Below are 26393 nucleotides of genomic sequence, written 5' to 3' on the forward strand. Positions count from 1 at the left end.
CCGCTAGTCCAACTTCCGGTCGCCGGCACGCAGCAGCGCACTGGGCAGGTCATGGCCGACCGCGTCCTGTGCGACGCGTGCGGCTGCGATGGCGGCCTGCAGGTCCACGTCGACGTGAATCCCGCTGTCGCGCAGCAGGTAGACCAGGTCTTCGATCGCGATGTTGCCACTCGCGCCGGGGGCGAACGGGCAGCCGCCGAGGCCACCGACCGAAGCGTCCAGGCGGGTGACGCCGGCGCTGACGGCAGCGTAGGCACTGGCCAACCCGCTACCGCGGGTGTTGTGGAAGTGTGCGCCGAGCGGAATGTCACCGATCCTCGGTCGGACCAGAGCGATCAGGTCGGTCACCCGCCGTGGCGTGGCGGTTCCGATGGTGTCGGCAATGGCGAGTCGGTCTACCCCGGCTTCGGTGCCGGCGGCGACGATGTCCAGCACCCGCTGCGGGGCCGTCGGACCGTCGAACGGGCAGTCCCATGCGGTGGCGACGATGACCTCGACGGTGACGTCGCTGTCGTGGGCGATCGCGACGATCTCGCGGATCTGTGCGGTCGCCTCGCCCGATGTCCGACCCACGTTGGCGCGGCTGTGTCCGTCCGCAGCAGACACCACATATTCGATCGACCTCAGCCCGGCGGCGATCGCGCGCTTGGCCCCGTTGGGACTGGCCACCAGCGCGGAGAATTCGATGTCGGTGAAGTGGTGCAACTCAGCGGCAAGCTCGGCCGCATCGGCCAGTGCCGGCACCTTCGACGGTGACACGAAGGCTGTCGCCTCCATCTCCCGCACCCCGGTCGCGGCGATGGCGGCGAGCAGGTCGAGCTTGGCCGACAACGGAATCGGGTCCTCGATCTGCAACCCGTCACGCAGGGACACGTCCCTGATGTCGACGTGGGAAGGCAGTTCGCTCACAGCACGCCCTCCGATCGCAGTGTCTCGATTTCGGCGTGGCTCTTCCCGAGCAGGCCGTGATAGACCTCGTCGTTGTGCTGACCGGGGCTGGCCGACCCGGCGTGCCGGATGGTTCCCGGGGTCTCGGAGAGCACCGGCACCACCCCGGGCCCCTTGACGTTGCGTCCGATGCGCTCGTCCCAGTGGTCGGCGATCATCCCGCGGGCCTGCAGCTGGGGATCCTCGACCACCTCGGCGACGGTGTTGATCGGACCGCTGATCACCCCCGCCTCCGAGAGGGTGGCGATGATGTCGGCGGGGTGGCGTTCCGCGGCCCAGGAACCGATGATCGTGTCGAGTTCGTCCTGATTGCGTCCCCGCGCACCATGATCGGCGAACCGTGCGTCGGTTGCGAGTTCGGGTCGGCCCATGGCTCCGCACAACCTGCGGAACACGGTGTCCTGGTTGGCCGCGATCACCACCCAGCTGCCGTCGGCGGTCGGATAGATGTTCGACGGCGCGATACCTTCCAGCCGGGTGCCGGAGGGCCCGCGGACCACCCCGCCGACGTCGTAGTCGGGAATCGTGGATTCCTGTACCGCCAAGCATGATTCGGTCAGCGCCGCGTCGACGACCTGGCCCTCGCCGGATACCGAGCGCCGGTACAGCGCGGCCAGCGCGCCCTGGGCGGCGAACATCCCGGCCAGGCTGTCACCCAGTGACAGCGCCAGTCGCGGGGGAGGACCGCCGGGAAACCCGTTCATGTGGCGCAGGCCGCTGGCGGCTTCGGCGACCGAGGCATAGCCGGCTTTGTGGGCGTCAGGTCCGGTCTGCCCGTACCCGGAGACCCGCACCAGGATGATGCCGCGGTTGCGTTCACGGAGTACGTCGTAGCCCAGGCGCCACTTCTCCAGAGTGCCTGGTCGGAAGTTCTCGACGATGACGTCGCTGTGGTCGACGAGCTCGAGGAAGAGGTCTCGTCCCTTCTCCTCACGCAGGTTGAGGGTGACGGACTTCTTGTTGCGCGCGTGCACCGTCCAGAAGAAGTGGTGGCCGTCGAGTTCGGCCTGCCCCCAGGTGCGCAGCGGATCCGGCGCGCCAGGGGGTTCGATCTTGATGACTTCCGCGCCCATGTCACCGAGCAGTCGACCGGCGAACGGCCCCGAGATCAGCGTTCCGACCTCGATGACCCGGATCCCGTCGAGTGGCCCCGTCGATGCGGTCACCGGGCTACCGCGAAGTCGTGACGTACCAGCCAGTCGGTGGCGATGCCGACAGCCTCGCGCAGCTTGTCGCGCTGATCAGGCCCGGCGTAGTAGTGGTTGGCGCCGGTGATCTCGTGCATCTCCTTGTCGGGATGTCCGATGGCCTCGAAGATCCGGCGGGTGTGACTCGGTGTGCAGGCATCGTCGGCGAGGTTACCGATGACCAACGCCGGGATGGCGATGTCGGGCCCGCACGTCACGGCGTCGCCGTGGGCGTCGTCGTAGCTCCACTGCGACAGCCAACTGCGCAGTGTGCAGAACCGCGCCAGGCCCACCGGACTCATGTTCACCACCTGAGGATCACCCAGATAGCAGGTTCCCGGTGTGCGTTCGTTGGGATCGACGGTCGGGTCGAGCCAGCGTGGGTCCGCCATCGTGCCGTGCACGACGAACGCGAACTCGTCATCGGGCCGTCCCTGTGCCTCGAGTTCAGCGAGTTTGTCCTTGACCCACGCCGTGATCCGCCGGTTCCGCGCCACCTGCGCCTGGTGATAGCGCTCGAGGAACTCCGGAGTGTACGGCGGTTGGTTGGGGTTGGCGGGGTCGTAGAGATCCAGTTCGGGATCCCGCCGGGTGGGGTCGCTCTCGTCGAGGATGGACGCGTCCATCCACTCGGTCATGGTGCCGTGCCTGCTGATGTGCGCGGCGAGCAGCATGATGCCGTCGGCCGGTATCAGTCCGAGCTTCGTCAGATCGGGACCATCGCCGGACGGGCTGGCCGTCACCGTCGGATGCTGCGCCTGCTGCTGGTAGAACATCGACAGCGACCCTCCGCCACTCCAGCCGGCGAGCACCACCTTCGAGTAGCCGAGTCGATTCTTGGCGTCCTTGACGCACTCGCCGAGGTCCTCGACGACCTTCTCCATCAGCAACGCCGAGTCGGTGCCGCGGAACCGGCTGTTGCAGTAGATGACGTGGTGCCCGGCGCGGGCCAGGGCGTTGATCATCGGCAGGTAGGCACCGCCACCGATGGGATGCATGAACACCAGCACTGTGTCCGACGGCACGGCCGGTTTGAGCAGATAGCTCTCCAGCACCACCAGATCGGCAACGCCGCCGTAGACATCGCGGACGCCTGAGTTGTTCTGGTAGGCAACCAGATACGGGATGCGCTGGTAGTCATGCTTGACGAAGGTCTCGGCGGTCCCCATCTAGTGCTGCCCGAGGTCGTTCGCCAGCACCTCGGCTGACGGAACCAGTCGTCGCCGGGTGTCGATCGCGATCACCCGCCAGTCCACCGACTGGAAGTCGTCGAACTTGCGCCGAGCCCGCTCCCTCGCCTTCTCGGGTGCCCCGTGGTGGACTCCCTGCGGCGCATGCGAGATCAGCCCGGGTGGCATCGGGATCCCGTAGAGCGAGCCGCCGTGGAAGAACGCGATCTCGTCGAAATCCACGTTGCGGTGATACCACGGGGTGCGTTCGGTGCCCGCCACCCCTTCGGCCGGCTTGGGCAGGAAGTTCATCACGTACACGCCGGTGGCCTGCATGAACAGGTGCACTGTCGGCGGGAGGTGGACGCTGTCGGAGGTCACCACGTTGTAGTCGTCGATGTTGAACGTGAACGCGAAGTTGTCGCCGCGCCAGCCCTCGACGTCGAGCGGATGGTGTTGGTAGAAAAGCGAAGTCGTGCCGGCTCCGTCGATCGGCGAGTGAACCAGCCGAACCTCGTATTCGTTCCGGCCGTCATCGTCGAAGGGTTGGGGATCGGGGATGACCGCTTGGGAAGGGTCGAAGGGGAAATGACGGCCGAGTTGGCCGGGCGGTGGGACCCTGAAGTCGTCGGTGGCCTGGATCATCAGCCAGGTGCACTGATCGTCGGGGACGTGGCGCCAGGTGCACGCCTTCGGCAGGTAGATCCAGTCACCCTTGCGGTAGCGCAGTGGTCCGAACTCGGTCTCGATGAGCCCCTCGCCCTCGTGCACGAAGCACAGCAGGTCGCCGTCGATGTGGCGCGCGAAGTACGGCATCGGTTCGGCGCGCCGGGACAGCAGCACCTCGCAGTCGGCGTTGGAGAACATCAGCAGGGGACCGCCGTCGGCATCGGTGGCGTCCCCGGGCTTGAGTTCGCTCGACAACACGTCGACGGGCCGCAGTGGCCCCACGGAGCGGTATGCCGTCGGGTCGTGACGTCGGTACAGGTTGGCCGTACGACCGACGAATCCACCGCGGCCCAGTTCATCGTCCTTGAGGCCGTCGAGGTCGGCGTGCAGGCGACGGGGTGTTGTGCCTTTGCGCAGATGCACGAACGATTCCATGGAGGTCCTCCCGACCACTAAAAAGTAAAACTGACTTTAGTTTTATCTCTGGCGCGAGTCAACGTTCAGGTCAAGTACGCATCCAAACCTCTTGTGTCACTGTGGTTTCTGGAGTCACATCCTGGACCGGATTTGTCGGTGGTTCGAACTAGTGTTCGATGTATGGGTGAGGTGTCGGACGCGGTCGAGGCGATCAGGTCTCAGCTGGAGGTGTTGCACCGGGCGTGTGAGGCGGTGTCGCATCGCGAGCTGGTCGGGCTGCTGGCCGAGGTGACCACGATCGCCCGGTCGATCCCGGCGCTGGAGCATCGCGCGGTCAGCCGGCTGGTCGCCGAGACCGAACCTGCCCGGTTGGGTGAGGCGTCGTGGCCGAAGGTGCTCACGACCGCGTTGCGGGTCAGCAGCAAAGACGCCAAGCACCGGTTGCGCGAGGCCGCGGTGTTGGGGCCGCGGCGGTCGTTGACCGGGCAACCGTTGGCGCCGGTGTGGGAGGCTACCGCCGCCGCCCAGGCTCGAGGGTTGATCGGGGCCGAGCATGTGGAGATCATCGCCAGGTTCCACAAGCTGCTGCCGTCGTGGGTCGATGTGGGCACCCGGGTGGACGCGGAGGCGCAGTTGGCCGGCAAGGCCGCCGGGTTGGGACCCGAAGCGTTGGACGAAGCGGCCGGGGCGTTGTTGATGATGATCGATCAGGACGGCCCCGAACCCAGCGAGAAGGAGCAGGCCCGCACCCGCGGCATCGTGCTGGGTAAACAGCAGCGTGACGGGACCAGGTCGATCCGTGGGCGCCTGGACGCCGAGGCCGGCTCCTACTGGGAGGCGATCCTGGCCAAAGAAGCCGCCCCCGGCGCCAACATCCCCGACGACGAGCCTGGCGACGGCCAGGCCGAGGGCGAACCTGGTGCCGACGGCGAGGCCGGTGAGCCGCGGGCCGGGTCCGATACCCGTACCCAGGCTCAGCGCAACCATGACGCGTTCAAAGCCGTCGGCCGGGCCGCGCTGGCATCGGGGAACCTGGGCACCCACAACGGGTTGCCGGTCACGGTGATCGTGTCGACGACACTGCAGGACCTCGAGAAAGGTGCCGGGTTGGCGGTCACCGGCGGCGGATCCAAGCTGGCGATCCCGACACTGATCCGAATGGCCGCCCGGGGCGCCTATCACTACCTCTACATCTACGACACACACACCCGAGAATCGCTGTATCTCGGGCGCACGAAGCGGTTGGCGTCTGCGGCGCAACGGATCGTGCTCCACGCGCGCGAACGAGGCTGCACCCGCCCCGGGTGCACCGTGTGCGGCTACAACAGCCAGGTCCATCACGCGGTCGCCGACTGGAAAAACGACGGCCAGACCAACATCGACGACCTGACCTTCGCCTGCGGCCCCGACAACCGGCTCATCGAGAAGACCGGCTGGACCACCCGCAAAAACAGCCACGGCGACACCGAATGGATCCCACCACCAGACCTCGACACCGGCCAAACCCGCATCAACAACTACCACCACCCCGAGCGATACCTCCTGCCCGACGACGATTCATCCGACGACGACACACCCGAAGACGGGGACTCGCCCGGAGGCGACTCTGTTAAAGGCGAGCGCGGTCCATGAAAGCCGTTGTCAGACATTGGATTAGTCGACGAGATCGACACGCACCGTCAACAGGTTGGTGCCGAACGCGCGCACGCCCATGCTGTTGAACTGCGGCAGTGAGCGCAGCCTTGCTCGCGCATCGTCCCCCGGTACGAGATGGGCGGTCCCGCTGTGCCACCGGCCCTTCAGCCGCACCCGAACCTCGGGATCGGCCTTGATGTTTCGCACGTATTGCGACTTCTCACCGAACTCGGACACGAACCAGAACTGGTCGCCGATGCGACGACCGCCCAGCGGCGTGCGTCGTGGCTCACCGGAATTCCGGCCGGTCGTCTCCAGCAGCGTTTGAAACGGCATGCGCCGCATCACGCGGTTGGCGACATTCTTCTGGAGGAACGTGGTGACGCGGTCGCGGGCTGTCATCGGGAATCCTCTCTGGAGCTCACACCATGGCGGTGCGCGGGATCGTCATCCCGAGGGTCAGCGCCCCCGCGAGTTCGCGGCTCGTGTCGTAGTCGAACACCACATGGCCCGCGATGACGTCGACGTCGCGTTTGATCCGCTGCAGCGGATTGGCCAGAAAATGTGCGCTTGCCCCCGATGCCCCAAGCAGATCGGCGATCACCGAGCGCGACTCGTGCACGATGTGCGCTGCGGCCAGCCTGGCCTGTCCGCGCACCGCGCGCGTCACCGGATCGCCTGCGGCGACGACGGCCTCGATCTCCCCCACGGTGTCTGCCAGTAATCCACGTAGCGACCGAAGCCGGACCAGCGCCTGCCCGAGGTGTACGGACGCCACCGGCTTGTCTTTCTGCATGACGCCCTCGTAGGCCAGGTATCGCTGTGAGAGTCGCTCTGTATAGATGTCGGCGGCACGTTCGGCGCTGCCCAGTGCGGGCATCGCCGCCAGCAGTGCCAGTGCGGGCACCATCGGCCAGCGATAGGTGTCGGAGTCGTGCAACTCCGCGCCGGGTGCGCTACCCGTGTAGATGTCGGACACGGCCACCAGGCGGTGCGCCGGCACAAAAACGTCGTCGATGACGACGTCGTTGGACCCCGTCGCACGCATTCCGTCGGTGTGCCACACGTCCTCGATGCGCACGCCGTCGATCGGCAACAGTGCCAGCGCCGGATGGAGCGAGCTCGGATCGTCCGGTTCACGCTCACACAGCGCGCCCACGATCACCCAGTTGCCGTCCATCACCCCGGTCGCCCACGACCACCGTCCGGACAGTCGGATGCCACCGTCGCAGGCCGTGCCGCGGCCCGTGGGGGCGAGCGGCGCCGGGGCCAGGAAGGGGCGAGTCGCGAAGGCCTCGCTCTGCGCCTGCTCGCCGAACAGCGCGAGCATCCAGTTGTGGAGCGCATAGAACCCCAACGTCCATGCACTCGAGGCGCAGCCGTGAGCCATCGCGCGCACGGGATCCAGGATGGCCGGAAACGGCGCCTGAGTGCCGCCGTAGCGGGCTGGAACCAGTAACTCGATGAACTCGGACGTTGCAGGGTCGGCCAGCGTGGCGGGGGGCAAGCGGCGGAGGTGCTCGGCCTCTTCCGCGCGGGCGGCGAGCCCGGCGACGTAGTCGGAGGTGATGGTCGGGGCGTCTGGCCAGGTCAACGACATCAACCGAAATTACCATACCTTTAAGTATGGAAGGCTGTCAGTGAGCGAGCATCAGGTCGAGGAACCGCTCCTGTTGGGCGGCCAGTTGGGCGCCGGGTGGCGCGTTGGAGAGGTGCAGGAACCCGATGCCCGCCGCGAACGTCGCGTTCGCGCGCACGTCGGCGTCGTCGGCGTCGAACCCGGCGTCTCGAAACGCGTGTCGGACCGCGCTGAGAACCCTCTGGTCAGCGGTGTGAACGCTCTCGGCGACGGCCGGGTCGGTGCGCGCCCACTCGCGCATCGCCCGCTCGAGAGTCCACTGGCGCGGGCCGAGCAGGGCGCCCATCATCTGTGCGAGCCGTGCGCGGGGCGGGAGATGCCCCAACTCGCCGAAGTGACTGCGGTCGCGGTCGCGTAACCCGGCCCACGCTGCGACGACAGCGGCGCGGTAGCTCGCCATGTCCTTGAAGTGCCAGTAGAAACTGCCCTTCGTGACGCCGAGGCGGGCACACAGTCGGTCGATCTTGAGTGCCTCCAAGCCGTCGTCGGCCAGGATCGCGTAGCCGGCCTGGATCCAGTCGTCAGCAGACAATTTGCCTGCGCCTGCGGGGGCTTTGGCCATCCGCTGCAGCCTACTGAACACGTAAGCGTGTGACCGCCGTCACCATCGTCACCTGTGACGTGTGAATGACGGGCCTGTCGGCTCACTCGCGCCACGGGCTTCCAGTGATTTCGCAGATTTCGAGCGGCCGGCTTGCCTCGGCGTCAGTTTCCGATTCCTGCAGGAAGTGTGCTGTTCGGCGTGGCCGGACTTTCTCACATGCTGGTCACATGCTTTACTGCAACCGCTACAACTGAAGGTTTCTCGGCCTTCGGCGCTGCCTACTGGCTGCTGCGCAATCGTCCGACAACGGGGTGAACACCTCGATGTCGGCTGTGACCGGCCGAGAAATCGCAGGACAAACCGCATCATGCGGTAACCGGAAGATGGATGGATTGACGGTATGAGACTTCTTGACAAGATTCGCGGGCCCTGGGCGCGCCGGATCGGCGTTGCGAGCATGACGGCGGCGCTTCTGCCCGCGTTGGTCGGCCTCACCGGAGGTTCGGCAACCGCCGGAGCATTCTCTCGGCCCGGCCTGCCGGTCGAGTATTTGATGGTGCCATCCGCTGGAATGGGCCGCGACATCAAGATCCAGTTCCAGAGCGGTGGCGAGAACTCGCCCGCCGTGTACCTGCTCGACGGTCTACGTGCGCAGGAGGACTTCAACGGCTGGGACATCAACACCCAGGCGTTCGAGTGGTACCTCGACTCGGGCCTGTCGATCGTGATGCCCGTCGGCGGACAGTCCAGCTTCTACGCGGACTGGTACGCGCCCGCCCGCAACAAGGGTCCGACCGTCACCTACAAGTGGGAGACGTTCCTGACCCAGGAGCTGCCCAACTTCCTGGCTTCGCAGCGCGCGGTCAAGCCGACCGGCAGCGCGGCCATCGGTCTGTCGATGGCGGGCTCCGCCTCGCTGATCCTGTCGGTGTACCACCCGCAGCAGTTCATCTACGCCAGCTCGATGTCGGGCTTCCTGAACCCCTCCGAGGGCTGGTGGCCCTTCCTGATCAACATCTCCATGGGTGACGCCGGCGGATTCAAGGCCGACGACATGTGGGGCAGGACGCAGGACCCGAACAGCGGCTGGAAGCGCAACGACCCGATGGTGCAGATCCCGCAGATCGTCGCGAACGGGACCCGCATCTGGATCTATTGCGGTAACGGCCAGCCCAACGAGCTCGGCGGCGGCGACCTGCCCGCCACGTTCCTCGAGGGTCTGACCATCCGCACCAACGAGACCTTCCAGCAGAACTACATCGCCGCCGGCGGTAACAACGGTGTGTTCAACTTCCCCGACAACGGCACGCACAACTGGGCGTACTGGGGCCGGGAACTGCAGGCCATGAAGCCTGACCTGCAGGCGACCCTCCTCCGATAGCAAGCTGACGAACGAAGCCCCTGACCGCCTGGCGGTCGGGGGCTTCTTCGTCCGAGGATCCGCGTTGGCTACTGTGGCCGCCATGACGGAAATCAACGCGATGGTCGCCCACGAGGATGCCGAGGGCGCCATCGTGCTGCGCCACGAGGTGGTCGACGAATCGTTCCTGCCCGACGGTGACGTCGAGATCCGTGTCGAGTACTCGAGCGTGAACTACAAGGACGCACTGGCGGTCACGCCCAAAGGTGGAGTCGCGCGGTCGTATCCGTTGATTCCTGGGATCGACGTCGCAGGAACCGTGACCGCGAGTTCGTCCTCGGAGTTCGCCGTCGGTGACGCGGTCGTCGCTCACGGTCAGGACATCGGCACGGGTCGGCACGGCGGTTACGCGCAGGTGGCGAGGTATCCCGCCGACCTCGTGGTCAAACTGTCCACCTTGAGCCCTGCCGACGCGGCGGCGATCGGCACCGCCGGTTTCACCGCGGCCATGAGTGTGAATGCGTTGCGGAAACATGGCGTCACGCCGTCCGAGGGCCCTGTGTTGGTGACCGGCGCCACCGGCGGTGTGGGCAGCGTCAGTGTCGACCTGCTCGCCGGCCTCGGCTACGAGGTGGTGGCGTCGACCGGGAAGGCCGACGCCCACGATCTGCTGCGAGAACTGGGTGCCGCCGAGGTCATCGACCGGGTTCCCGGTCCCGAGGACAAAGTGCGTCCACTGGGTAAGTCACAATGGGCCGCGGTGGTCGACTGCGTCGGCGGGAAGACGCTGGCCCATGCGCTCAGCACCCTGAACTACGCTGGCGTGGCTGCTATTTCGGGACTCGCCGGGTCGGCGGACCTACCGGCCAGCGTCCTTCCCTTCATCCTGCGGGGGGTGACGCTCGCCGGCATCGACTCGGTACTGCTCCCCATCACGCAGCGCCGCGAGGTGTGGGCTCAGATCGAGTCGGAGCTACAACCGCGGCACCTGGCGCGGATCACCCAGGACGTCCCGGTACGCGAGGTCGCCGACGTTCTCGGACGCATCATCGGCGGCGGTGTCACCGGCCGCACCCGGGTGGTCGTGCACGACGGCTTCTGACGCGGACTCGCCGTGCTCACCCGGCGGCGGGCACCGGAACCACCTGGCACGGCACCCCGTTGACGACCTGGGTGTTGCTCGGAACATCGATCAGCGCAGCAGGATTGAGCACATTCGTGTTGACGCCCGGGTGAGCGTTCGCCACGCTCATCTGAGTGCCGTCGACGCCATGACCCCAGCCGTGGGGTAGCGACACCACGCCGGGCATCATCTCGTCGGTCACCTCGGCGGGCACCCGGATCGAGCCCTCGGTGGTGGAGACATCGACCGGTCGGCCGTCGGAGACACCGAGGTGCGCGGCGTCGGTGGGATTGATCAGCAGCGTGCAACGATCCCTGCCACGCATCAGGCCGGCGACGTTGTGCAGCCAGGAGTTGTTCGATCGCAGGTGTCGTCTGCTCGTCAACACCAATCCGTCACTGGCGCGGTCGATCCGGCTCAGCAGCCTCGGGATGTCGGCGGTCAGCAGCGGATGCATCAGTTCGATCCGGTGCGACGGTGTGGTCAACACTTCCGAGAGCCGCCCGCCCTCCAGCTCGCCCAGCCTCAGCCCATCGGGGTGGCGACGGACCTCGTCCAGCGTCAGTCCGCCCGGCCGGCGCCCGAGGTCGTCACCCCAGGGGCCGGTGCGAATGCCGAGGTCGATCATCCGCTCGGGTCCCCGGCCCCGCAGCGCCGCAAAGACTTCCGTGGGGTCACGCCCGAACAGGGGAGTGTCGGAAGCCTGACAAGCGGTGTGGACGATGCCCTGGGTGTACAGGTCGTCGAGCGCGGCGGTGTCGACCTCGGGGATCGGCGTGCCGACCACCGCTCCGGCCAGGCGGAGCATGATCTCCCATTCCGCGGGGCGCCCCACCGCGGCGGGAAGGACGGCATCGGACCACTTCACACACGACGCGATGGAGTACATCCAGTACAGGTCGTCGCAGTGGGCCCGCTCCAGCGGAGACAGGCCGGGCAGGATCACGTGTGCGTGCCGCGTTGTCTCGTTGAGCCAATTGTCCACCGAGATCATGGCTTCCAGCCCGCCGAGCGCCGCATCGAGGCGACGTGCCCCCGGTGCGGAGATCGCCGGATTGCCGGCCACGGTGATCAGCGCGCGGATCTGACCGTCGCCGGGAGTGTCGATCTCCTCGGCCAGGCAACTGATCGGGAACTGCCCGAGAACTTCCGGTGCGCCTCGCACGCGGCTGCGGAACCGGCCGAACTGCCAGCCCGGCCCGTCCTGGTCGGGGGGCTTCATGAACATCGGTGACCAGACCGCGGCCTTGGGGAAGACCGCGCCGCCGGAACGGTCCACCGAGCCGAGTGCCACGTTCAGCACAAAAACCAGCCAGGTGGCCAGCGTGCCGAATTCCTGTGTGCACGTCCCTATTCGGCTGTAGATCACCGGGCTCTCGGCGTCGGCCAATCCGGCCGCGAGTCGGCGGATGGTCTCGGCGGCGATTCCGGTCGCCGCGGCCACTCGCTCAGGCGAGAACTCTGCAGACAACGCGACGACATCGTCGAGTCCTGCCACCATGTCGTCGAGATGGCGCGGGCGGCGAATCCAGTTCCGTTCTTCGAGAGTGTGCAGCAGCGCAAACAACAGCAGTGCGTCCGTACCCGGGCGCACCGGTACCCATTCCGTGGCGCGTCGTGCCGTCTGGGTCCGGCGGGGATCGACGACCACCACGGTGCCGCCACGCTCGCGGATCGCCGCCAGCCGACCCATGATGTCGGGAGCGGAGAGCATCGATCCTTGCGACGCAGAGGGGTTGGCGCCCAACATCATCAGGTGGTCGGTGCGGTCCAGGTCGGGTATGGGCGCATTCCACATCCCGCCGAAGAGCAAGGCGCTGACCACGTTGAGCGGCCACTGATCGACCGTGCCCGGTGTGTAGTACGCGGGCATACCCGCTGCCCCCGCCAGGCCGACGAGCGCTCCGACGTAGGTCTCCAGCCCGAGGTTGTGAGCGACCGGATTACCGATGTACACCGAGACCGCGCCCGCCCCGTGCCGGTCCAGAACCGGCCGCAGAACCGTTTCCGCCTCGGCGAACGCGTCGTCCCAGGACACCTGCACGTGCTCACCGTCACGGCGACGCACCATGGGCAGACGCAACCGATCGGGGTCCTCGTGGATCTGCTTCAGCGAGGCGCCCTTGGGGCACAGGTGCCCGCGGGACCACACATCTTCGGGATTGCCCCGGACAGCGCCCACGGTGTGGCCTTCGACGGTGACTCGCAAGCCGCACATCGCCTCGCACAACGGACAGGTGATGCGGTGCTCCACGAGCGCACGGTAGCAAGCCGTGCGCCCCGGTTACTTCAGTTCAGCCGATGACAGGCCGAGTAGGCGGCGGGCCACCACCAGCTGCTGGATCTGCTGGGTGCCCTCGAAGATGTCGAGGATCTTCGAGTCGCGGGCCCACTTCTCCAGAAGCGCCCCCTCGGAGTACCCAGCGGTGCCCGCCAATTCCACGGTCTTGAGCGTGATGTCGCTGGCGACGCGGGCAGCCTTCGCCTTGCCCATCGAGGCTTCCTTGGAGTTCGGGATCTTGTTGTCCGCCTGCCACGCCGACCGCAGGGTGAGCAGATAGCCGGACTCCCAGTCGGCCTCCATCCGTAGGAACTCCGCGGCCGCTGCGCTCTGGGCGTGGGCCGGCTTGTCATAGGAGATGTCGATGCCCGCGTCGGTCAGGATCTTGCGCAGCTCTTCCAGCGCGGCACGGGCGATGCCCACCGCCATGCCCGCAACGACGGGGCGGGTGTTGTCGAAGGTCTCCATGACCCCGGCAAAACCCTTCTCGACGTTGATCTCCGGGCTACCCAGCAGATAGTCCTTGGGAATGCGGACATCCTCGAACCGGATCGCGGCGGTGTCGGAAGCCTTGATGCCGAGCTTGTTCTCCAGACGCTCCACCGTGACGCCGGGGTGCTCGCGCGGCACGATGAACGACTTGATCGCCGCCCGTCCCTTGGTCTTGTCGAGCGTCGCCCAGACCACGATGTGCGTGGCGCGGGATCCGGCCGTGACGTAGATCTTCTCGCCGTTGATCACGTACTCGTCGCCGTCGAGTTTCGCGGTGGTCGTCACGGCGGCGGAGTCGGACCCGAAACCCGGCTCGGTGATCGCCATCGCGGCCCACACCTTGCCGAGTCGCTCGAGCTGCTCGTCGGTCGCGACACCGGAGATCGCCGCATTACCCAGTCCCTGGAAGGGGATCGACAGCACCAGCCCGACGTCGCCCCAGCTGACCTCGACGATGTTGAGCACGGCGGACATGTTGCCCCCGTTGATGTTTCCCTTCGGGCCGTCGTCTCCGTCCCGGAACGCCTCGGCGCCGGCGAACGAGATGGTCTTGGCCTCGGAGATGCCCTCGAACAGGGTCGCGACGGTGTCCAGCTCGACGGGGTACGCGTGCTCCTTCAGGTCGTACTTGCGGGAGATCGGCCGCAGGATCTCCGCCGCGCCCTGATGCCCCTTCTCGATGACCGCCTGCAGCTTCTTCGGCAGTTCCAGATTGATTGCCATGTGAGTCTCTTTTCCGTCAGGTCGGTGAGTTAGAGGACCACGACACCCTCGGCGACGCCGATGGCCCGCAGATCGCGGTACCAGCGCTCGACCGGGTGTTCCTTGGTGAAGCCGTGGCCGCCGAGCAGCTGGACGCCGTCGAGGCCGATCTGCATGCCCTTGTCGGTGCCGAGCTTCTTGGCCAGAGCCGCCTCGCGGGCGAACGACAGCCCCTGCTCGGCCCGCGCCGCACCGCGCCACGTGATCAGCCGCAGTCCGTCGAGTTCGATGGCGATGTTGGCGCACATGAAGGCCACGGACTGCCTGCGGGCGATCGGTTCTCCGAAGGCCTCGCGCTCCTTGACGTAGGGGATGACGTAGTCGAGCACCGCGTGCGAGGTTCCCACCGCCAGCGCTGCCCAGCCGAGACGTGACAGCGCGATCGCATCGCTGTAGAGCTGGGCGTAATCGGCTGCGGGAGCGTCCAACTCACCCAAGCGCGCGCTGAGCGGGACGGTGACCTTGTCGAGTTCGACCCGGCCCAGCGCGGCGGCGCGGATGCCCATGCTCGGGTCAGCCGTGACGGTCAGGCCCTTGCTGGCTGCCTCGACGATGAACAATGCCGGCTTTCCGCTGAGTTGGGCTGCGACGATGAAGATCTCGGCGTCGGCGGCAGCCGGTACCAACGACTTGACGCCGTCGAGCCGGTACCCGCTCGGGGTGCGCACCGCGGTGGTCTTCAGCGCGGTCGGGTCGAACAGCGGCTGCGGTTCGGCGATCGCGACACAGGCCTGCGGGACGTTCTCGCCTGCGAACTCCTTGAGGTAGGTGGCCTGCTGGTCGGCGCTTCCCCAGTGGGTGAGCGCTGATGCGACGCCTCCCGGCGCCAGGATCGGGAGGGCCAGCCCCATGTCGCCGTACGCCAGCGCCTCGGCGACGAGCGTGTTGGTGACGGTGCTGCGGCGCTCGGCGATGCCGTCGAAGTCCTCGGGGATGTTGATAGCCGTGATGCCGAGTTCGGCGGCCTTGGCGATCAGATCCGGCGGGTAGGTGGCGGCGTGGTCGGCGTCGTGCGCGGCGGGCCGCAGGATCTCCTCGGCGAACTCGTTGACCGTTTCGACGATCATCTTCTGGTCGTCGTCGGGGGTCAGGTCGAAGTAGTCGGCGCCGCTGGGTTTGAGCCGGGTCGCCGGCTTGCCGAGGCCCTGGATGCGCTTGAACTGGCGGGTCGAGGCGCCCGCAGCGGAGAAGCCGTGTTTGACGCCGTACTTGATGCCCCGGTTGAGCGGATCGCGCAGGTTGTACTTGTCCAGGAACTCCTGGCCCATGATCGGCGTGAGCAGCGCCATTCCGATGTCGATCGCTGAGCGCTTGTGCTTCTGGAGGCCCACGGCGCTCTCGCGACCGCGTTGCTTGGACGGCAGGGTGTTCGTCATTGGCAGCTGCCCTCGGTTGATGGTCGGAGATGCGCGATCGCGCAACTGACTCCAGAGTAAGGTACTGGAACTGACTGATGAGTAAGGTACCGCGATGTGTAAGGCACGTCACACACCGAATCGGGCGATCACCGCGTCGTGCAGCAACCCGTTGGTCGCCACCGCGCTGCCGCCGTGGGGTCCCGGCCGGCCCGCCATATCGGTGAACCGGCCGCCGGCCTCGCGCACCAGGATGTCCAGCGGCGCCAGATCCCAGACTTTGACCTCCGGTTCCATGGCGATGTCGACGGAACCCTCGGCGACCAGGCAGTACGACCAGAAGTCGCCGTACCCGCGCATCCGCCACACGGCGTCGGTGAGTTCGATGAGCTTCGGCCGGTCCTCGTCCCAGCCGGTGGACAGATCGGAGAACGACAGGCTCGCCGAGCCGAGTTCGCTGACCCCGGACACCGAGATCTTCCTGGTGGTGCCACCGAACGAGGTGAATGCGCCCTGATCCTGGCCGGCCCACCACCGCCGACCCAGCGCGGGCGCACTGGCCACGCCGACCACCGGCACACCGTCGACGAGCAACGCGATCAACGTCGCCCACACGGGCACCCCCCGGACGAAGTTCTTGGTGCCGTCGATCGGGTCGAGCACCCACTGCCGACCGCTGAATTCCCTGGTGCCGCCGAACTCTTCGCCGAACACCGAGTCCTGTGGCCGCAACTCGCCGAGGCGGTCACGCAGCAGGGTCTCGGTGTCGAGGTCGGCGTCGGTCGCCGGCGTCATGTCCGGTTTGGTCTCCACGCGCAGGTCGACCGCGCCGAACCGCTGCATCGTCAGTGCGTCGGCCTCGTCGGCCAGCTGGAGGGCCAGCTGCAGGTCATTTGCAAGGGTGCTCATAGCAGCCGTCCTACCATGTGGGGGTGTTCGAACTCGCGATCATCCTGATGCTCGTCGGTGCGCTGTTTCTGATTGCGCGGCCGTATCTCATGCGGCGCCGTGGCGGAGGTGGTGGTGGCGCCGGGTCCGGATGGCCGCAGGGCACCCTCCTGGTCACCGGAGTCAGCCCCCGACCTGACGACGTCACGGGTGAGCAGTTCGTCACGATCACCGGCGTCATGAACGGACCCACGGTCAACGAACACGCGGTATATCAACGCCTCTCCGTCGACGTCGACCAGTGGCCGACGATGGGACAGCTGTTCCCGGTCGTCTACTCCCCGAAGAACCCCGACAACTGGCGATTCGCTCCGCAGATGGAGCCGCCGCCACCGCCCCCGCCGCCACCCGTGCAACACGGCTGACTCCCGCCTGTTCGCGAGCCCGTCAGCCGTGCCCGATGCGCAGCAGTTCGGCGACGGTCGTCAACTTGACGCGGGGCCGGCCGGTTCCCTCGCCCGCCGATCGTTCGTGCGCGTCGATCAGCTGCCAATGATCGGTGGTCACGACCTTCGGCTGTCGCTCGACGAGCCATTGCGCGAGCCGGTCAGAGTGGTCATCGGGGAAATCGGCGAGCTCGGCAGCGCTGAGGTCTGCCAGCAGCGTGTTGACGGTGTCCTGGGAGTCCTTCTTGTTGGTGCCGATCACTCCGCTGGGGCCGCGCTTGATCCATCCGGCGACGTACTCGTTGCGGCTGCCCGCCACCCGTCCGTCGACGTGCGGAATGGTGCCGGCGCGCTCGTCGAACGGTAGGCCGGGGGTCGGCAGTCCGCGGTAGCCGACCGCCCGCACCACGAGCTGGACCGCCAGCTCCTCCCGCTCGCCGGTGTCCTTCGCCGACACCCGGCCGTCGGCGTCGCTGACCAGTTCGTTGCGCCCGAGCACAATCGACTCGACCCGGTCGTCGCCCCGGATCTCGATCGGCGAGGTGGCGAACCGGAACACGATGCGACGAGTGGCGTCGCTCGGGGTGCGTTCGGCGTACTGCCGCAGCACCTTGATGTTGTTGCGGACCGTCTTGCCGGCGGCCTCGAGATCCTCGTCGGTGATATCGGCGAAGTCGGCGGGGTCGACGACGATGTCCACATCGCCGAGCGCCTCGAGCTCACCGAGCTCTCGGAGTTCCAGCGTGGTGAACGGTGCCTGCAGCGGTCCTCGCCTGCCCACGACGACAACTTCCTCGACGCCACCTGCGTGCAGTGACTTCAGAGCGTGGTCGGCGATGTCGGTGCCCGCAAGACTCTTGGGGTCGCTCACCAGGATCCGGGCCACATCGAGTGCCACGTTGCCGTTGCCGATGACCACGGCGCGGTGACGTGTCAGATCGGGCGCGATCTCCTCGAAGTGGGGATGCGCGTTGTACCAACCGACGAAGTCGACCGCGGCGACGCTGCCCGGCAGATCTTCTCCAGGGATCCCCAGCGCCCGATCCGACTGGGCGCCGGTCGCATAAACGACGGCGTCGTAGCGCTCCGCCAGCTCCGCCGGGTGTACGTGGTCACCGACCGCGACGTTGCCGAAGAACCGGAAGCGCGGGTCCAGGGCCGTCTTCTCGAACTGCGCGCTGATCGATTTGATCTTCGGATGGTCGGGAGCCACGCCCGAACGCACCAGGCCCCACGGCGTCGGAAGCATCTCGAGCATGTCGACGCGGACGTCGCGGTCACCGGACGCCGCGAACTTCAACAGGGACGCGGCGGCGAAGTACCCGGAGGGTCCTGAGCCGACGATGGCCACGTGATACGGCCGCATTGGGGGCATGTAGGGCTGCCTTCTGTCGCTGGCGGGCCACATGCGAGGGCTGTCGCGGTGTGGCCGAACGAGGGTCCAACCCGATGCTAGATCGCCACCGAGGTCGGACGCGGGATTCTGCGGTGGTCGCCGGGGTCGGATTCGGGAATGGGCCGACGACAGCCGTGGCATCACCTGGCTGCACGGTGAGTACCCTGAACTCTCGTGGATCCTGACCGTCAATCCGATATCGCCACCCTGGACTCCACGCTCACCACCGTGGAGCGTGTGCTCGACGTCGAGGCGCTTCGCGGCCGTATCGAGCAGCTGGAGCAGGAGGCCTCCGACCCGAACCTGTGGGATGACCAGTCGCGGGCGCAGAAGGTGACCAGCGAGCTGTCGCACGCCCAGAACGAACTGCGTCGCGTCGAGGAACTGCGCGGGCGGCTCGACGATCTGCCGGTGCTCTACGAGATGGCCGCAGAAGAGGGCGGCGCCGGAGCCGAGGAAGCGCTCGCCGAGGCCGACGCCGAGCTCGAGAAGCTGCGCGAGGACCTCGCGGCGATGGAGGTCCGCACCCTTCTCTCCGGTGAGTACGACGAGCGGGAAGCCCTTCTGAACATCCGTTCCGGCGCGGGAGGCGTGGACGCCGCCGACTGGGCCGAGATGCTGATGCGGATGTACATCCGCTGGGCCGAGCAGCACAAGTACCCGGTCGAGGTCTACGACACCTCCTACGCGGAAGAGGCGGGCATCAAGAGCGCGACCTTCGCCGTGCACGCCCCGTTCGCCTACGGCACGCTCTCGGTCGAGCAGGGCACCCACCGACTGGTGCGGATCAGCCCGTTCGACAACCAGGCCCGTCGTCAGACGTCGTTCGCCGAAGTCGAGGTGCTGCCCGTCACCGAGACCACCGACCACATCGAGATCCCCGAAGGCGACGTCCGCGTGGATGTCTACCGGTCCAGCGGGCCCGGCGGGCAGTCGGTCAACACCACCGATTCGGCGGTTCGACTCACCCACATCCCGACCGGTATCGTGGTGACTTGCCAGAATGAGAAGTCGCAGCTGCAGAACAAGGTGTCTGCGATGCGCGTGCTCCAGGCAAAATTATTGGAACGCAAGCGTTTAGAGGAGCGGGCCGAGATGGACGCCCTCAAGAGCGACAGCGGCAGCTCCTGGGGTAACCAGATGCGTTCCTACGTGTTGCACCCCTACCAGATGGTGAAGGATCTGCGCACCGAATACGAGGTCGGAAATCCAGCCGCCGTGCTGGACGGAGACATCGACGGCTTCCTGGAAGCCGGTATCCGGTGGCGCAACAGAAAAGATGACGACTAGTACCTATCAAGCCATCAGCTTCGCCGAGGGTTGGCACAGTTTCTGGCACGGCGAAATCGGCATATGGCTGCTGACCAAGGGACTGCAGATCGCGCTGCTGCTCGTCGGCGCGCTGCTGGCCGCCCGGTTCATCAGCTGGATCGCACGCCGGGTGACACGGCGCATCGATGCCGAGTACCAGGAAAGCGACCAGCTGGTGCGCTCCGAAAGCGCCAAACACCGGCAGGCGGTGGCCTCGGTGATCTCGTGGGTGTCGATCGCGATCCTGTTCGTCGTCGTCGCGGTCGAGATCACCGACGTGGTCAACGTTCCGGTGGGCTCCCTGGTGGCGCCGGCGGCGGTGCTCGGTGCGGCGCTCGGTTTCGGTGCGCAGAAGCTCGTGCAGGATCTGCTGGCCGGGTTCTTCATCATCACCGAACGCCAATACGGTTTCGGCGACCTGGTGCAGGTGAACATGCTCGGCGCGCCCGACGAGGCCGAGGGCACCGTCGAGGAGGTCACCCTGCGCGTGACCAAATTGCGTACCAGCGAGGGCGAGGTGTGGACCGTCCCGAACGGCAACATCGTCCGCTCGCTGAACATGTCCAAGGACTGGGCGCGAGCCGTCGTCGACATCCCGGTGCCCACCACCGCCGACCTCAACAGGGTCAACGAACTGCTACACGCCGTCGGCGTGGACGCGATGGAGGACGAGGGACTCAGCGCACTTCTGCTGGACACCCCGCAGTTGATGGGTGTGGAGAGCATCGAACTGGACACCGTCAACCTGCGGATGGTGGCCCGGACGCTGCCCGGCAAGCAATACGAAGTGGGCCGCCGACTGCGCATCCGCATCATCGCGGCGCTCAACCGCGCCGGGATCGCCACCAGCGACCACCCGCCGACGGTGGACACCATCGCCGGCAAGGCGGAGGTAGCTCAGAGCCGGTCGGAGTCGAAGCAGTGAACATCCGACAGAAGCTGAGTGGTTGGCGCCGAGAAGGCCGCGGTTGGCCTCACTACCTGCCGGGCGGTCGGATCCGCACGTCGACCGCGGGCCTCATCGTCACCTTCATCGTGTTGTCCTGGGTCTCCCAGGTCTACGAGCCACCGGCCCAGCCGGCAGCCCCGGAATCGGCGATCGTGCCGCCGGGCTTCGTGCCCGACCCGAACTACACCTGGGTGCCGCGGACCAACGTTCGCCCCCGCGAAACCGAGTACCCGACGACCACGACACCGACCACCACCACGACAACGACCGCCGAACCCACGCCGACGACCAGCCCGACAGAGCCGACGACATCGCCGGGTGAGACGCCGACCACCACCGCTCCGGGAGATCCGTTCGCCCCGCCGACGACAACGATGATCGACCCCGACGGGGCCGGTCCGCAGGGTCCGCAGACCTTCACCCAGGCACCCGATGCCACACCCACCGTGACAGGTCCGGTGCCGCCCCCAGCGGTGCCACCGCAGTAGCGAAGAGGAAATCTGATGTCTCCCCGCTACACTGGCGTGCCGTGATGATCACCCTCGACCACGTGTCAAAGCAGTACAAGTCGTCGGCACGTCCAGCACTCGACAACATCTCGTTGAAGATCGACAAGGGTGAGTTCGTCTTCCTCATCGGGCCGTCGGGTTCGGGCAAGTCCACGTTCATGAGACTATTGCTCGCTGAGGAGAACCCCTCGTCAGGCGACATCAAGGTGTCGAAGTTCCACGTCAACAAGCTGTCCGGCCGCCACGTACCCGGTTTGCGTCAGGTCATGGGTTGCGTCTTCCAGGATTTCCGCCTGCTGCAGCAGAAGACGGTGTTCGAGAACGTGGCGTTCGCGCTCGAGGTGATCGGTAAACGCGGCGACGTGATCAACCGCGTGGTCCCCGACGTGCTGGAGATGGTGGGCCTGTCGGGAAAAGCGAACCGGTTGCCCGCCGAGTTGTCCGGCGGCGAGCAGCAGCGCGTCGCCATCGCCCGCGCATTCGTCAACCGGCCGCTGGTGCTGTTGGCCGACGAGCCGACAGGCAACCTCGACCCTGACACCAGCAAGGACATCATGGACCTGCTCGAGCGGATCAACCGCACGGGCACGACGGTGCTGATGGCCACCCACGACCACCACATCGTCGACTCGATGCGCCAGCGCGTCGTCGAACTCGAACTCGGCCGGCTGATTCGTGACGAACAGCGCGGCGTCTACGGAATGGACCGATAAGTGCGCTTCGGCTTTCTCATCAACGAGGTCCTGACCGGACTTCGCCGCAACGTGACCATGACGGTCGCGATGATCCTGACCACCGCGATCTCGATCGGTCTGCTCGGTGGCGGGCTACTGGTGGTGCGACTGGCCGACCAGTCCCGCGACATCTACCTCGACCGGGTGGAGAGCCAGGTCTTCCTCACCAACGACGTCTCTGCCAACGATCCATCGTGTGACGCCGACCCGTGCACGGCGCTGCGTCAGGCGATCGAAGACCGCGAGGACGTCCGATCCGTGCGGTTCCTCAACCGCGACGAGGCGTACGACGACGCGATCCGCAAGTTCCCGCAGTACGAGGACGTCGCGGGCCGAGATGCGTTCCCGGCGTCGTTCGTCGTCAGGCTCGAGGACCCCGAGCAGCACCAGGACTTCGACCAGGCGATGGTCGGTCAGCCCGGCGTGCTCAACGTCCTGAATCAGAAGGACTTGATCGACCGACTGTTCGCGGTGCTCGACGGGTTGTCGAACGCGGCGTTCGCGGTGGCGTTGGTGCAGGCGATCGGCGCGGTGTTGCTGATAGCCAACATGGTTCAAGTCGCCGCCTATACGAGACGCACCGAGATAGGCATCATGCGTCTGGTGGGCGCGAGTCGCTGGTACACGCAGTTGCCGTTCCTCGTCGAGGCGATGTTGGCGGCACTTCTGGGTGTCCTGATCGCCATCGGCGGCCTGATCGCGGTGCGGGCGCTGTTCCTGGAGAAGGCCCTCGACCAGTTCTATCAAGCCAATCTGATAGCCCGCATCGACTACGCCGACATCCTCTACATCGCCCCGATCCTGCTCTTTGTGGGCGTGGCGATGGCAGGGGTCACGGCGTACGTCACGCTGCGGCTCTACGTACGAAGATAGCCATGGCGAAGAAACCCAAAGTGGCCAAGGACAGCAACAACCAGGTTGTGGCGAGCAATCGCAAAGCGCGGCACAACTATGCGATTCTCGAGACCTTCGAGGCCGGGATCGCGCTGATGGGCACCGAGGTCAAGAGCCTGCGTGAGGGCCAGGCGTCGCTGGCCGACGCGTTCGCCACCCTCGACGACGGCGAGATCTGGTTGCGCAACCTGCACATCCCCGAATATCACCACGGCAGCTGGACCAACCATGCGCCCCGGCGGAATCGCAAACTACTGCTCCACCGCCGGGAGATCGACAATCTGGTCGGCAAGATCCGTGACGGCAACCTGACCCTGGTTCCGCTGTCGCTGTACTTCACCGGGGGCAAGGTCAAGGTGGAATTGGCGCTGGCCCGCGGCAAGCAGGCCCACGACAAACGTCAGGACCTCGCCCGCCGCGACGCGGAGCGTGAGGTCACCCGCGAGCTGGGCCGCCGCGTCAAGGGCATGACCTCCTGACCGGCATCATCAGTGCGCTGATCGCGGCGCTGGGCTACGGCGTCAGCGACTTCGTCGGCGGCATCGCGTCGCGCCGGGTCGCGGCCCTGCGGGTGGTGCTGGTGTCCTATCCGGTCGCTCTGGTGTTGCTGATCGTCATCGCGGTGCCGTTCGGTGGCCAGGTCGGTACCGCTGCGATCGTCTGGGGACTGCTGTCCGGGGTGGCCCAGGCCTTCGGTGTGTGGTGGTTCTACGCAGCGCTGGGGTCGGGTCCGATCTCGGTGGTGTCGCCGCTGACGGCAATCCTGGTTGCGGGCATCCCGGTCGGCGTCGGGCTGGCGCTGGGGGAGCGGCCCGGACCGATCGCCCTGGTCGGCGTGGTGCTCGCGCTCGCCGCCGTGGTGCTGGTCAGTCGCGAGGCAAGCGATGAGGACGTCACCACGCACAAGTTCACGGTGAAGGTGGCCTGGCTGACCGTCGGCTCCGGTGTCGCGTTCGGAATGAACTTCGTGATCCTCGACCAGGTGCCGGTCGAGGCGGAGTTTTGGCCGCTGGTGTTCGGGCGGATAGCTGCTACCGCGATCGTGCTGCTGGCGGCAGCCGTCACGGCCAATCTGGTACTCGAACGCGGCATCCCGCTCCGGCTAGCGGTGTTCGCCGGGGTGCTCGACACCGTCGCCAACGTCGCGACGCTGCTGGCGTTGCAATCGTCGATGTTGTCCCTGGCAGGGGTGCTGATCGCGCTGTACCCGGCGGCGACGGTTCTGCTGGCGATCATGGTGCTCCGTGAGCGGGTCACCCGCTGGCAGGCAACCGGCATGGTGCTGGCTCTGGCATCTGTCGGAATGATCGCCGCGGGTTAGCTACCGTCATGGGCACGCCCGAACTCGGGTCTGCCCGCGGCGGGAAGGAGCGGTCGATCAAGGCGTACCACCTGCGGATCTACCTGTTCGTCTTCGTCGTGCTGCTGGTGTCGGTCAACGCGCTGGCACTGTGGGGGGACGAGGCGGCCCGTCGCGGAGAAGCGATCCTCCAGCTCAGTACCGGACTGGGGGCGGTGGTCTGCGGCGTCGTCGTCGCGTTGCGGGTGTCCGGGGCGGCGCGCTGGTGGCGACTGCTGGCCGCGGCGGCATTGCTGAGTTGGCTTGCCGGCCAGGCATTCTGGTGGTCCAGCGGAGCTGGAGCGGATGCGGCGCCCGCGCCGCCGGCCGCTGTCGCCGCCTATCTGATCTGCCCGGTGTTCGCGTTGGCGGCGGTGGTCGCTCTGGTTCGAGCCGGTGGCACTGCGCCTGGAAAGACGGTTCGCCTGCCCCGGCATTCTGTGCTCACCACCGTCCTCGACGGCGTGGTGGCGGCCACGTCTTTCATCATCCTGATCGCCATGGGCGGATTGGGCGCGCACTCGATGTCCTCGCTGCCCCGCTCGGGAAACGCGGCGGTGGAGATCATCTTCTCGATTGCCGAGCTGGTCGTCGTCGTCGCGGCCGTGGTGATCACGATGCTCTACGCTCCTGGCCAGCCGTATCGGTCGCACTATCTGTTGTTGGCCGGCGGCATCGTGACGATGGCCGCATCCGACCGAATGCGGGCCTATCTGGACGAGGTGGGCGTGGTCAATGCGGACCTGTGGAGCGGTGTCGGCTTTGTCGTGGGGCCACTGCTGATCGCCTACGCGATGCTCGACTATCGGCCGCCGGACGCCGGCCCCCGAAGGCTTCGCGACCAGGAGATGGACTGGGCGCAGCTGATCCTGCCGTATCTCGGCTTCCTCGGAATCGCAGTGCTTTTCGCCTTTCACGTGCTGATCGGTCAGCAGTTGGCGCCGTTGGTGGTCTGGGTGACTGTCCTGCTGGTCTTGCTCGTGGCCATCCGGCAGGTGGTGGCGATCCGCGCACAGCATGTGTTGACCCAGGAGCCGTCCTGGGCTCAGCTCGGTCTGGCGCATCAGGTACACCACGATGCGCTGACCGGCCTGCCCAACCGCCTGCTGTTCGGCCAGCGGCTCGACAGCGCGATGCGCGGGGGTGGCCGCTTCGTCTTGATCTTCGTCGACCTCGACGATTTCAAGGAGGTCAACGACCGCTTCGGCCATGCAGCGGGCGATTCGCTCCTGCGGGCGGTCGGTGAGCGGCTCCAACGCTGTGTGCGCGACGTCGACACCCTGGCTCGGGTCGGCGGCGACGAGTTCGCGATCTTGATCGACGGCGAATCCGAAGAGCCGGAGGTCGTCGCGGACCGTCTGCGGGTGGCACTTCGGGACCCCTTCCCCGTGCACGGCTCGTCGGTGCGGGTGCGGGCCAGCATGGGACTGGTCCGGCCGAGTGCCGACAATATGACGCAGACGTCCGACGACCTGCTGAGGCAAGCAGATATCTCGATGTATGCGGGAAAGCGGCTCGGCAAGGACACCGCGGTGGTGTACCAGCCGACGGCGGGGGTGCGCGGGGACTTCCCGACGGCGCTGCGCCGGGCCGCCGGCACGGTTCCCGCCGGGTTCAGGTTGGCCTATCAGCCCATCGTGCGGCTCCCGGACAGGGCGCAGGTGGCAGTCGAAGCCTTGGCACGGTGGACGGCGCCGAGCGGTATCGACATCTCTCCCGAGACGTTCGTCGCCGCCGCAGAAGCGTCCGGGCTCGGCGCCGACCTCGATGCCCTCGTCCTCGACATGGCGTGCAGTGCAGTCCAGACGGCCGGGCTGGATCTCGACATCCACGTGAACATCGGCGCAGCGCGGCTGGGCAACCCGACCTTCGAACAGCATGTCCGCTTCGCTCTGGCGAGATACGACATCGATCCGAGCCGGCTGGTCCTGGAGGTCACCGAGACCGTGCCGATCGTCGACCTGACCGACGCCGCGGCCCAGATCACCCGGCTCAATGCGCTGGGTGTGAAAGTGGCACTCGACGACTTCGGCGCCGGGTTCAACTCGCTGATGTATCTGCACGCGCTGCCGGTGCAGGTCGTCAAACTCGACCGCAGTTTCGCCTCGGGCACCGATCCGGCACGCAGTCTCGCGCTGTACCGATCGGTGGTCGGGCTGTGCAACGAGTTGGGGCTCGCGGTGATCGTGGAGGGTATCGAATCCGCGGCGCAGGCGGAGACGGTCTTCAACGCCGGCTGCCGGCTGGGCCAGGGGCACCTTTTCGGAAGCGCGGTGCCCATCTCGGAACTCGGCCGTGGCTCGGAGACCCGCAACGCGCCGGTCTGACGTGGCCTTTGATGCGCCG

The 26393-nt window shown here is 66.8% G+C and carries 24 protein-coding genes; 12 read left to right on the plus strand and 12 right to left on the minus strand.

Going from position 1 to position 26393, the window contains the following annotated elements:
* Positions 1–3: 3 nt before the first annotated feature.
* From ABDC78_RS08925 to ABDC78_RS08940, 4 genes are read right to left on the minus strand one after another with little or no spacing between them, the layout of a single operon-like run.
* Positions 4–909: a hydroxymethylglutaryl-CoA lyase gene (locus tag ABDC78_RS08925; protein WP_178360710.1), complete on the minus strand. Its 906-nt coding sequence runs from the start codon at positions 907–909 to the stop codon at positions 4–6.
* A complete protein-coding gene (locus tag ABDC78_RS08930) occupies positions 906–2114 on the minus strand; it encodes a CoA transferase (RefSeq protein WP_178360709.1) in 1209 nt (402 codons plus the stop codon). The genes ABDC78_RS08925 and ABDC78_RS08930 overlap by 4 nt, the downstream gene beginning before the upstream one ends.
* Positions 2111–3304 (minus strand): alpha/beta fold hydrolase, encoded by a 1194-nt coding sequence (locus ABDC78_RS08935; protein WP_178360708.1) that lies wholly within the window; start codon positions 3302–3304, stop codon positions 2111–2113. Before ABDC78_RS08935 ends, ABDC78_RS08930 begins: the two co-directional genes overlap by 4 nt.
* Positions 3305–4408: a homogentisate 1,2-dioxygenase gene (locus tag ABDC78_RS08940; RefSeq protein WP_178360707.1), complete on the minus strand. Its 1104-nt coding sequence runs from the start codon at positions 4406–4408 to the stop codon at positions 3305–3307. It abuts the gene before it with no gap.
* Between the two features lie 162 nt (positions 4409–4570).
* Here ABDC78_RS08940 and ABDC78_RS08945 point away from each other — a divergent pair, with 162 nt between their 5' ends.
* A complete protein-coding gene (locus tag ABDC78_RS08945) occupies positions 4571–6022 on the plus strand; it encodes an HNH endonuclease signature motif containing protein (protein ID WP_178360706.1) in 1452 nt (483 codons plus the stop codon).
* A 21-nt stretch (positions 6023–6043) separates the two neighbouring features.
* On the opposite strand, the gene ABDC78_RS08950 is transcribed toward ABDC78_RS08945, so the two are convergent.
* The 3 genes from ABDC78_RS08950 to ABDC78_RS08960 are packed head-to-tail and all read right to left on the minus strand — an operon-like array spanning position 6044 to position 8226.
* The gene (locus tag ABDC78_RS08950) at positions 6044–6427 is read right to left on the minus strand and encodes a nitroreductase/quinone reductase family protein (protein WP_178360705.1); all 384 of its coding nucleotides are present in this window, start codon (positions 6425–6427) and stop codon (positions 6044–6046) included.
* A gap of 19 nt (positions 6428–6446) precedes the next feature.
* Positions 6447–7625: an acyl-CoA dehydrogenase gene (locus tag ABDC78_RS08955; protein WP_178360704.1), complete on the minus strand. Its 1179-nt coding sequence runs from the start codon at positions 7623–7625 to the stop codon at positions 6447–6449.
* Between the two features lie 37 nt (positions 7626–7662).
* On the minus strand, positions 7663–8226 hold the full coding sequence (locus tag ABDC78_RS08960) for a TetR/AcrR family transcriptional regulator (protein WP_178360703.1): 564 nt from the start codon (positions 8224–8226) through the stop codon (positions 7663–7665).
* A gap of 382 nt (positions 8227–8608) precedes the next feature.
* Between ABDC78_RS08960 and ABDC78_RS08965 the strand changes: the two genes are divergently transcribed.
* Together ABDC78_RS08965 and ABDC78_RS08970 are read left to right on the plus strand one after the other, a co-directional pair.
* Complete coding sequence (locus ABDC78_RS08965) at positions 8609–9589, plus strand: alpha/beta hydrolase family protein (protein ID WP_178360702.1); 981 nt, start codon at positions 8609–8611, stop codon at positions 9587–9589.
* A gap of 82 nt (positions 9590–9671) precedes the next feature.
* Positions 9672–10670 carry an MDR family oxidoreductase gene (locus ABDC78_RS08970; RefSeq protein ID WP_178360701.1) on the plus strand — a complete coding sequence of 333 codons (999 nt, stop codon included), beginning with the start codon at positions 9672–9674 and terminating at the stop codon, positions 10668–10670.
* Between the two features lie 16 nt (positions 10671–10686).
* On the opposite strand, the gene ABDC78_RS08975 is transcribed toward ABDC78_RS08970, so the two are convergent.
* The 4 genes from ABDC78_RS08975 to hisN all read right to left on the minus strand — a co-directional run bounded on the left by ABDC78_RS08975 (position 10687) and on the right by hisN (position 16490).
* Positions 10687–12945: a molybdopterin-dependent oxidoreductase gene (locus ABDC78_RS08975; protein WP_178360700.1), complete on the minus strand. Its 2259-nt coding sequence runs from the start codon at positions 12943–12945 to the stop codon at positions 10687–10689.
* A 30-nt stretch (positions 12946–12975) separates the two neighbouring features.
* Positions 12976–14187 carry an acyl-CoA dehydrogenase family protein gene (locus ABDC78_RS08980; protein ID WP_178360699.1) on the minus strand — a complete coding sequence of 404 codons (1212 nt, stop codon included), beginning with the start codon at positions 14185–14187 and terminating at the stop codon, positions 12976–12978.
* Positions 14188–14216: 29 nt separating this feature from the next.
* The gene (locus tag ABDC78_RS08985; RefSeq protein ID WP_178360698.1) at positions 14217–15602 is read right to left on the minus strand and encodes an acyl-CoA dehydrogenase family protein; all 1386 of its coding nucleotides are present in this window, start codon (positions 15600–15602) and stop codon (positions 14217–14219) included.
* A gap of 108 nt (positions 15603–15710) precedes the next feature.
* On the minus strand, positions 15711–16490 hold the full coding sequence (gene hisN / locus ABDC78_RS08990; RefSeq protein WP_178360697.1) for a histidinol-phosphatase: 780 nt from the start codon (positions 16488–16490) through the stop codon (positions 15711–15713).
* A 23-nt stretch (positions 16491–16513) separates the two neighbouring features.
* On the opposite strand from hisN, the gene ABDC78_RS08995 reads away from it, so the two are divergent.
* On the plus strand, positions 16514–16894 hold the full coding sequence (locus ABDC78_RS08995) for a hypothetical protein (RefSeq protein ID WP_347133402.1): 381 nt from the start codon (positions 16514–16516) through the stop codon (positions 16892–16894).
* Between the two features lie 22 nt (positions 16895–16916).
* Here ABDC78_RS08995 and ABDC78_RS09000 read toward each other — a convergent pair whose 3' ends face one another.
* Positions 16917–18290 (minus strand): FAD-dependent oxidoreductase, encoded by a 1374-nt coding sequence (locus ABDC78_RS09000; protein WP_306172896.1) that lies wholly within the window; start codon positions 18288–18290, stop codon positions 16917–16919.
* Between the two features lie 195 nt (positions 18291–18485).
* On the opposite strand from ABDC78_RS09000, the gene prfB reads away from it, so the two are divergent.
* The 8 genes from prfB to ABDC78_RS09040 are packed head-to-tail and all read left to right on the plus strand — an operon-like array spanning position 18486 to position 26374.
* Positions 18486–19601, plus strand: a complete 1116-nt coding sequence (gene prfB / locus ABDC78_RS09005) for a peptide chain release factor 2 (protein WP_178357504.1) — start codon at positions 18486–18488, stop codon at positions 19599–19601.
* Positions 19591–20547, plus strand: coding sequence for a mechanosensitive ion channel family protein (locus tag ABDC78_RS09010; RefSeq protein WP_178357505.1), 957 nt, complete (start codon positions 19591–19593; stop codon positions 20545–20547). The genes prfB and ABDC78_RS09010 overlap by 11 nt, the downstream gene beginning before the upstream one ends.
* Complete coding sequence (locus tag ABDC78_RS09015; protein ID WP_178357506.1) at positions 20544–21059, plus strand: hypothetical protein; 516 nt, start codon at positions 20544–20546, stop codon at positions 21057–21059. The genes ABDC78_RS09010 and ABDC78_RS09015 overlap by 4 nt, the downstream gene beginning before the upstream one ends.
* A 44-nt stretch (positions 21060–21103) precedes the next feature.
* Positions 21104–21793 (plus strand): cell division ATP-binding protein FtsE, encoded by a 690-nt coding sequence (gene ftsE / locus ABDC78_RS09020; protein WP_178357543.1) that lies wholly within the window; start codon positions 21104–21106, stop codon positions 21791–21793.
* Positions 21794–22687 carry a permease-like cell division protein FtsX gene (gene ftsX, locus ABDC78_RS09025; protein WP_178357507.1) on the plus strand — a complete coding sequence of 298 codons (894 nt, stop codon included), beginning with the start codon at positions 21794–21796 and terminating at the stop codon, positions 22685–22687.
* Positions 22688–22689: 2 nt separating this feature from the next.
* Complete coding sequence (smpB, locus tag ABDC78_RS09030; RefSeq protein WP_178357508.1) at positions 22690–23187, plus strand: SsrA-binding protein SmpB; 498 nt, start codon at positions 22690–22692, stop codon at positions 23185–23187.
* 20 nt (positions 23188–23207) lie between these two features.
* Positions 23208–24029: an EamA family transporter gene (locus ABDC78_RS09035; RefSeq protein ID WP_347133487.1), complete on the plus strand. Its 822-nt coding sequence runs from the start codon at positions 23208–23210 to the stop codon at positions 24027–24029.
* An 8-nt stretch (positions 24030–24037) separates the two neighbouring features.
* Positions 24038–26374: a bifunctional diguanylate cyclase/phosphodiesterase gene (locus tag ABDC78_RS09040; protein WP_178357509.1), complete on the plus strand. Its 2337-nt coding sequence runs from the start codon at positions 24038–24040 to the stop codon at positions 26372–26374.
* Positions 26375–26393: the final 19 nt, after the last annotated feature.

The organism is Mycobacterium sp. DL (assembly GCF_039729195.1).
GTDB lineage: Bacteria > Actinomycetota > Actinomycetes > Mycobacteriales > Mycobacteriaceae > Mycobacterium > Mycobacterium hippocampi_A.

Bases quoted from the DNA above. Each gene is read 5' to 3' on its own strand.
- ABDC78_RS08980 (WP_178360699.1), bottom strand. From the start codon at position 14,187: ATGGCAATCAATCTGGAACTGCCGAAGAAGCTGCAGGCGGTCATCGAG.
- ABDC78_RS09040 (WP_178357509.1), top strand. From the start codon at position 24,038: ATGGGCACGCCCGAACTCGGGTCTGCCCGCGGCGGGAAGGAGCGGTCG.
- ABDC78_RS09000 (WP_306172896.1), bottom strand. From the start codon at position 18,290: ATGCCCCCAATGCGGCCGTATCACGTGGCCATCGTCGGCTCAGGACCC.
- smpB (WP_178357508.1), top strand. From the start codon at position 22,690: ATGGCGAAGAAACCCAAAGTGGCCAAGGACAGCAACAACCAGGTTGTG.
- ABDC78_RS08985 (WP_178360698.1), bottom strand. From the start codon at position 15,602: ATGACGAACACCCTGCCGTCCAAGCAACGCGGTCGCGAGAGCGCCGTG.
- ABDC78_RS08935 (WP_178360708.1), bottom strand. From the start codon at position 3,304: ATGGGGACCGCCGAGACCTTCGTCAAGCATGACTACCAGCGCATCCCG.
- ftsE (WP_178357543.1), top strand. From the start codon at position 21,104: ATGATCACCCTCGACCACGTGTCAAAGCAGTACAAGTCGTCGGCACGT.
- ABDC78_RS08940 (WP_178360707.1), bottom strand. From the start codon at position 4,408: ATGGAATCGTTCGTGCATCTGCGCAAAGGCACAACACCCCGTCGCCTG.
- ABDC78_RS08965 (WP_178360702.1), top strand. From the start codon at position 8,609: ATGAGACTTCTTGACAAGATTCGCGGGCCCTGGGCGCGCCGGATCGGC.
- ABDC78_RS08945 (WP_178360706.1), top strand. From the start codon at position 4,571: ATGGGTGAGGTGTCGGACGCGGTCGAGGCGATCAGGTCTCAGCTGGAG.
- ABDC78_RS08960 (WP_178360703.1), bottom strand. From the start codon at position 8,226: ATGGCCAAAGCCCCCGCAGGCGCAGGCAAATTGTCTGCTGACGACTGG.
- ABDC78_RS08955 (WP_178360704.1), bottom strand. From the start codon at position 7,625: ATGTCGTTGACCTGGCCAGACGCCCCGACCATCACCTCCGACTACGTC.
- hisN (WP_178360697.1), bottom strand. From the start codon at position 16,490: ATGAGCACCCTTGCAAATGACCTGCAGCTGGCCCTCCAGCTGGCCGAC.
- ABDC78_RS08950 (WP_178360705.1), bottom strand. From the start codon at position 6,427: ATGACAGCCCGCGACCGCGTCACCACGTTCCTCCAGAAGAATGTCGCC.
- ABDC78_RS09010 (WP_178357505.1), top strand. From the start codon at position 19,591: ATGACGACTAGTACCTATCAAGCCATCAGCTTCGCCGAGGGTTGGCAC.
- ABDC78_RS08970 (WP_178360701.1), top strand. From the start codon at position 9,672: ATGACGGAAATCAACGCGATGGTCGCCCACGAGGATGCCGAGGGCGCC.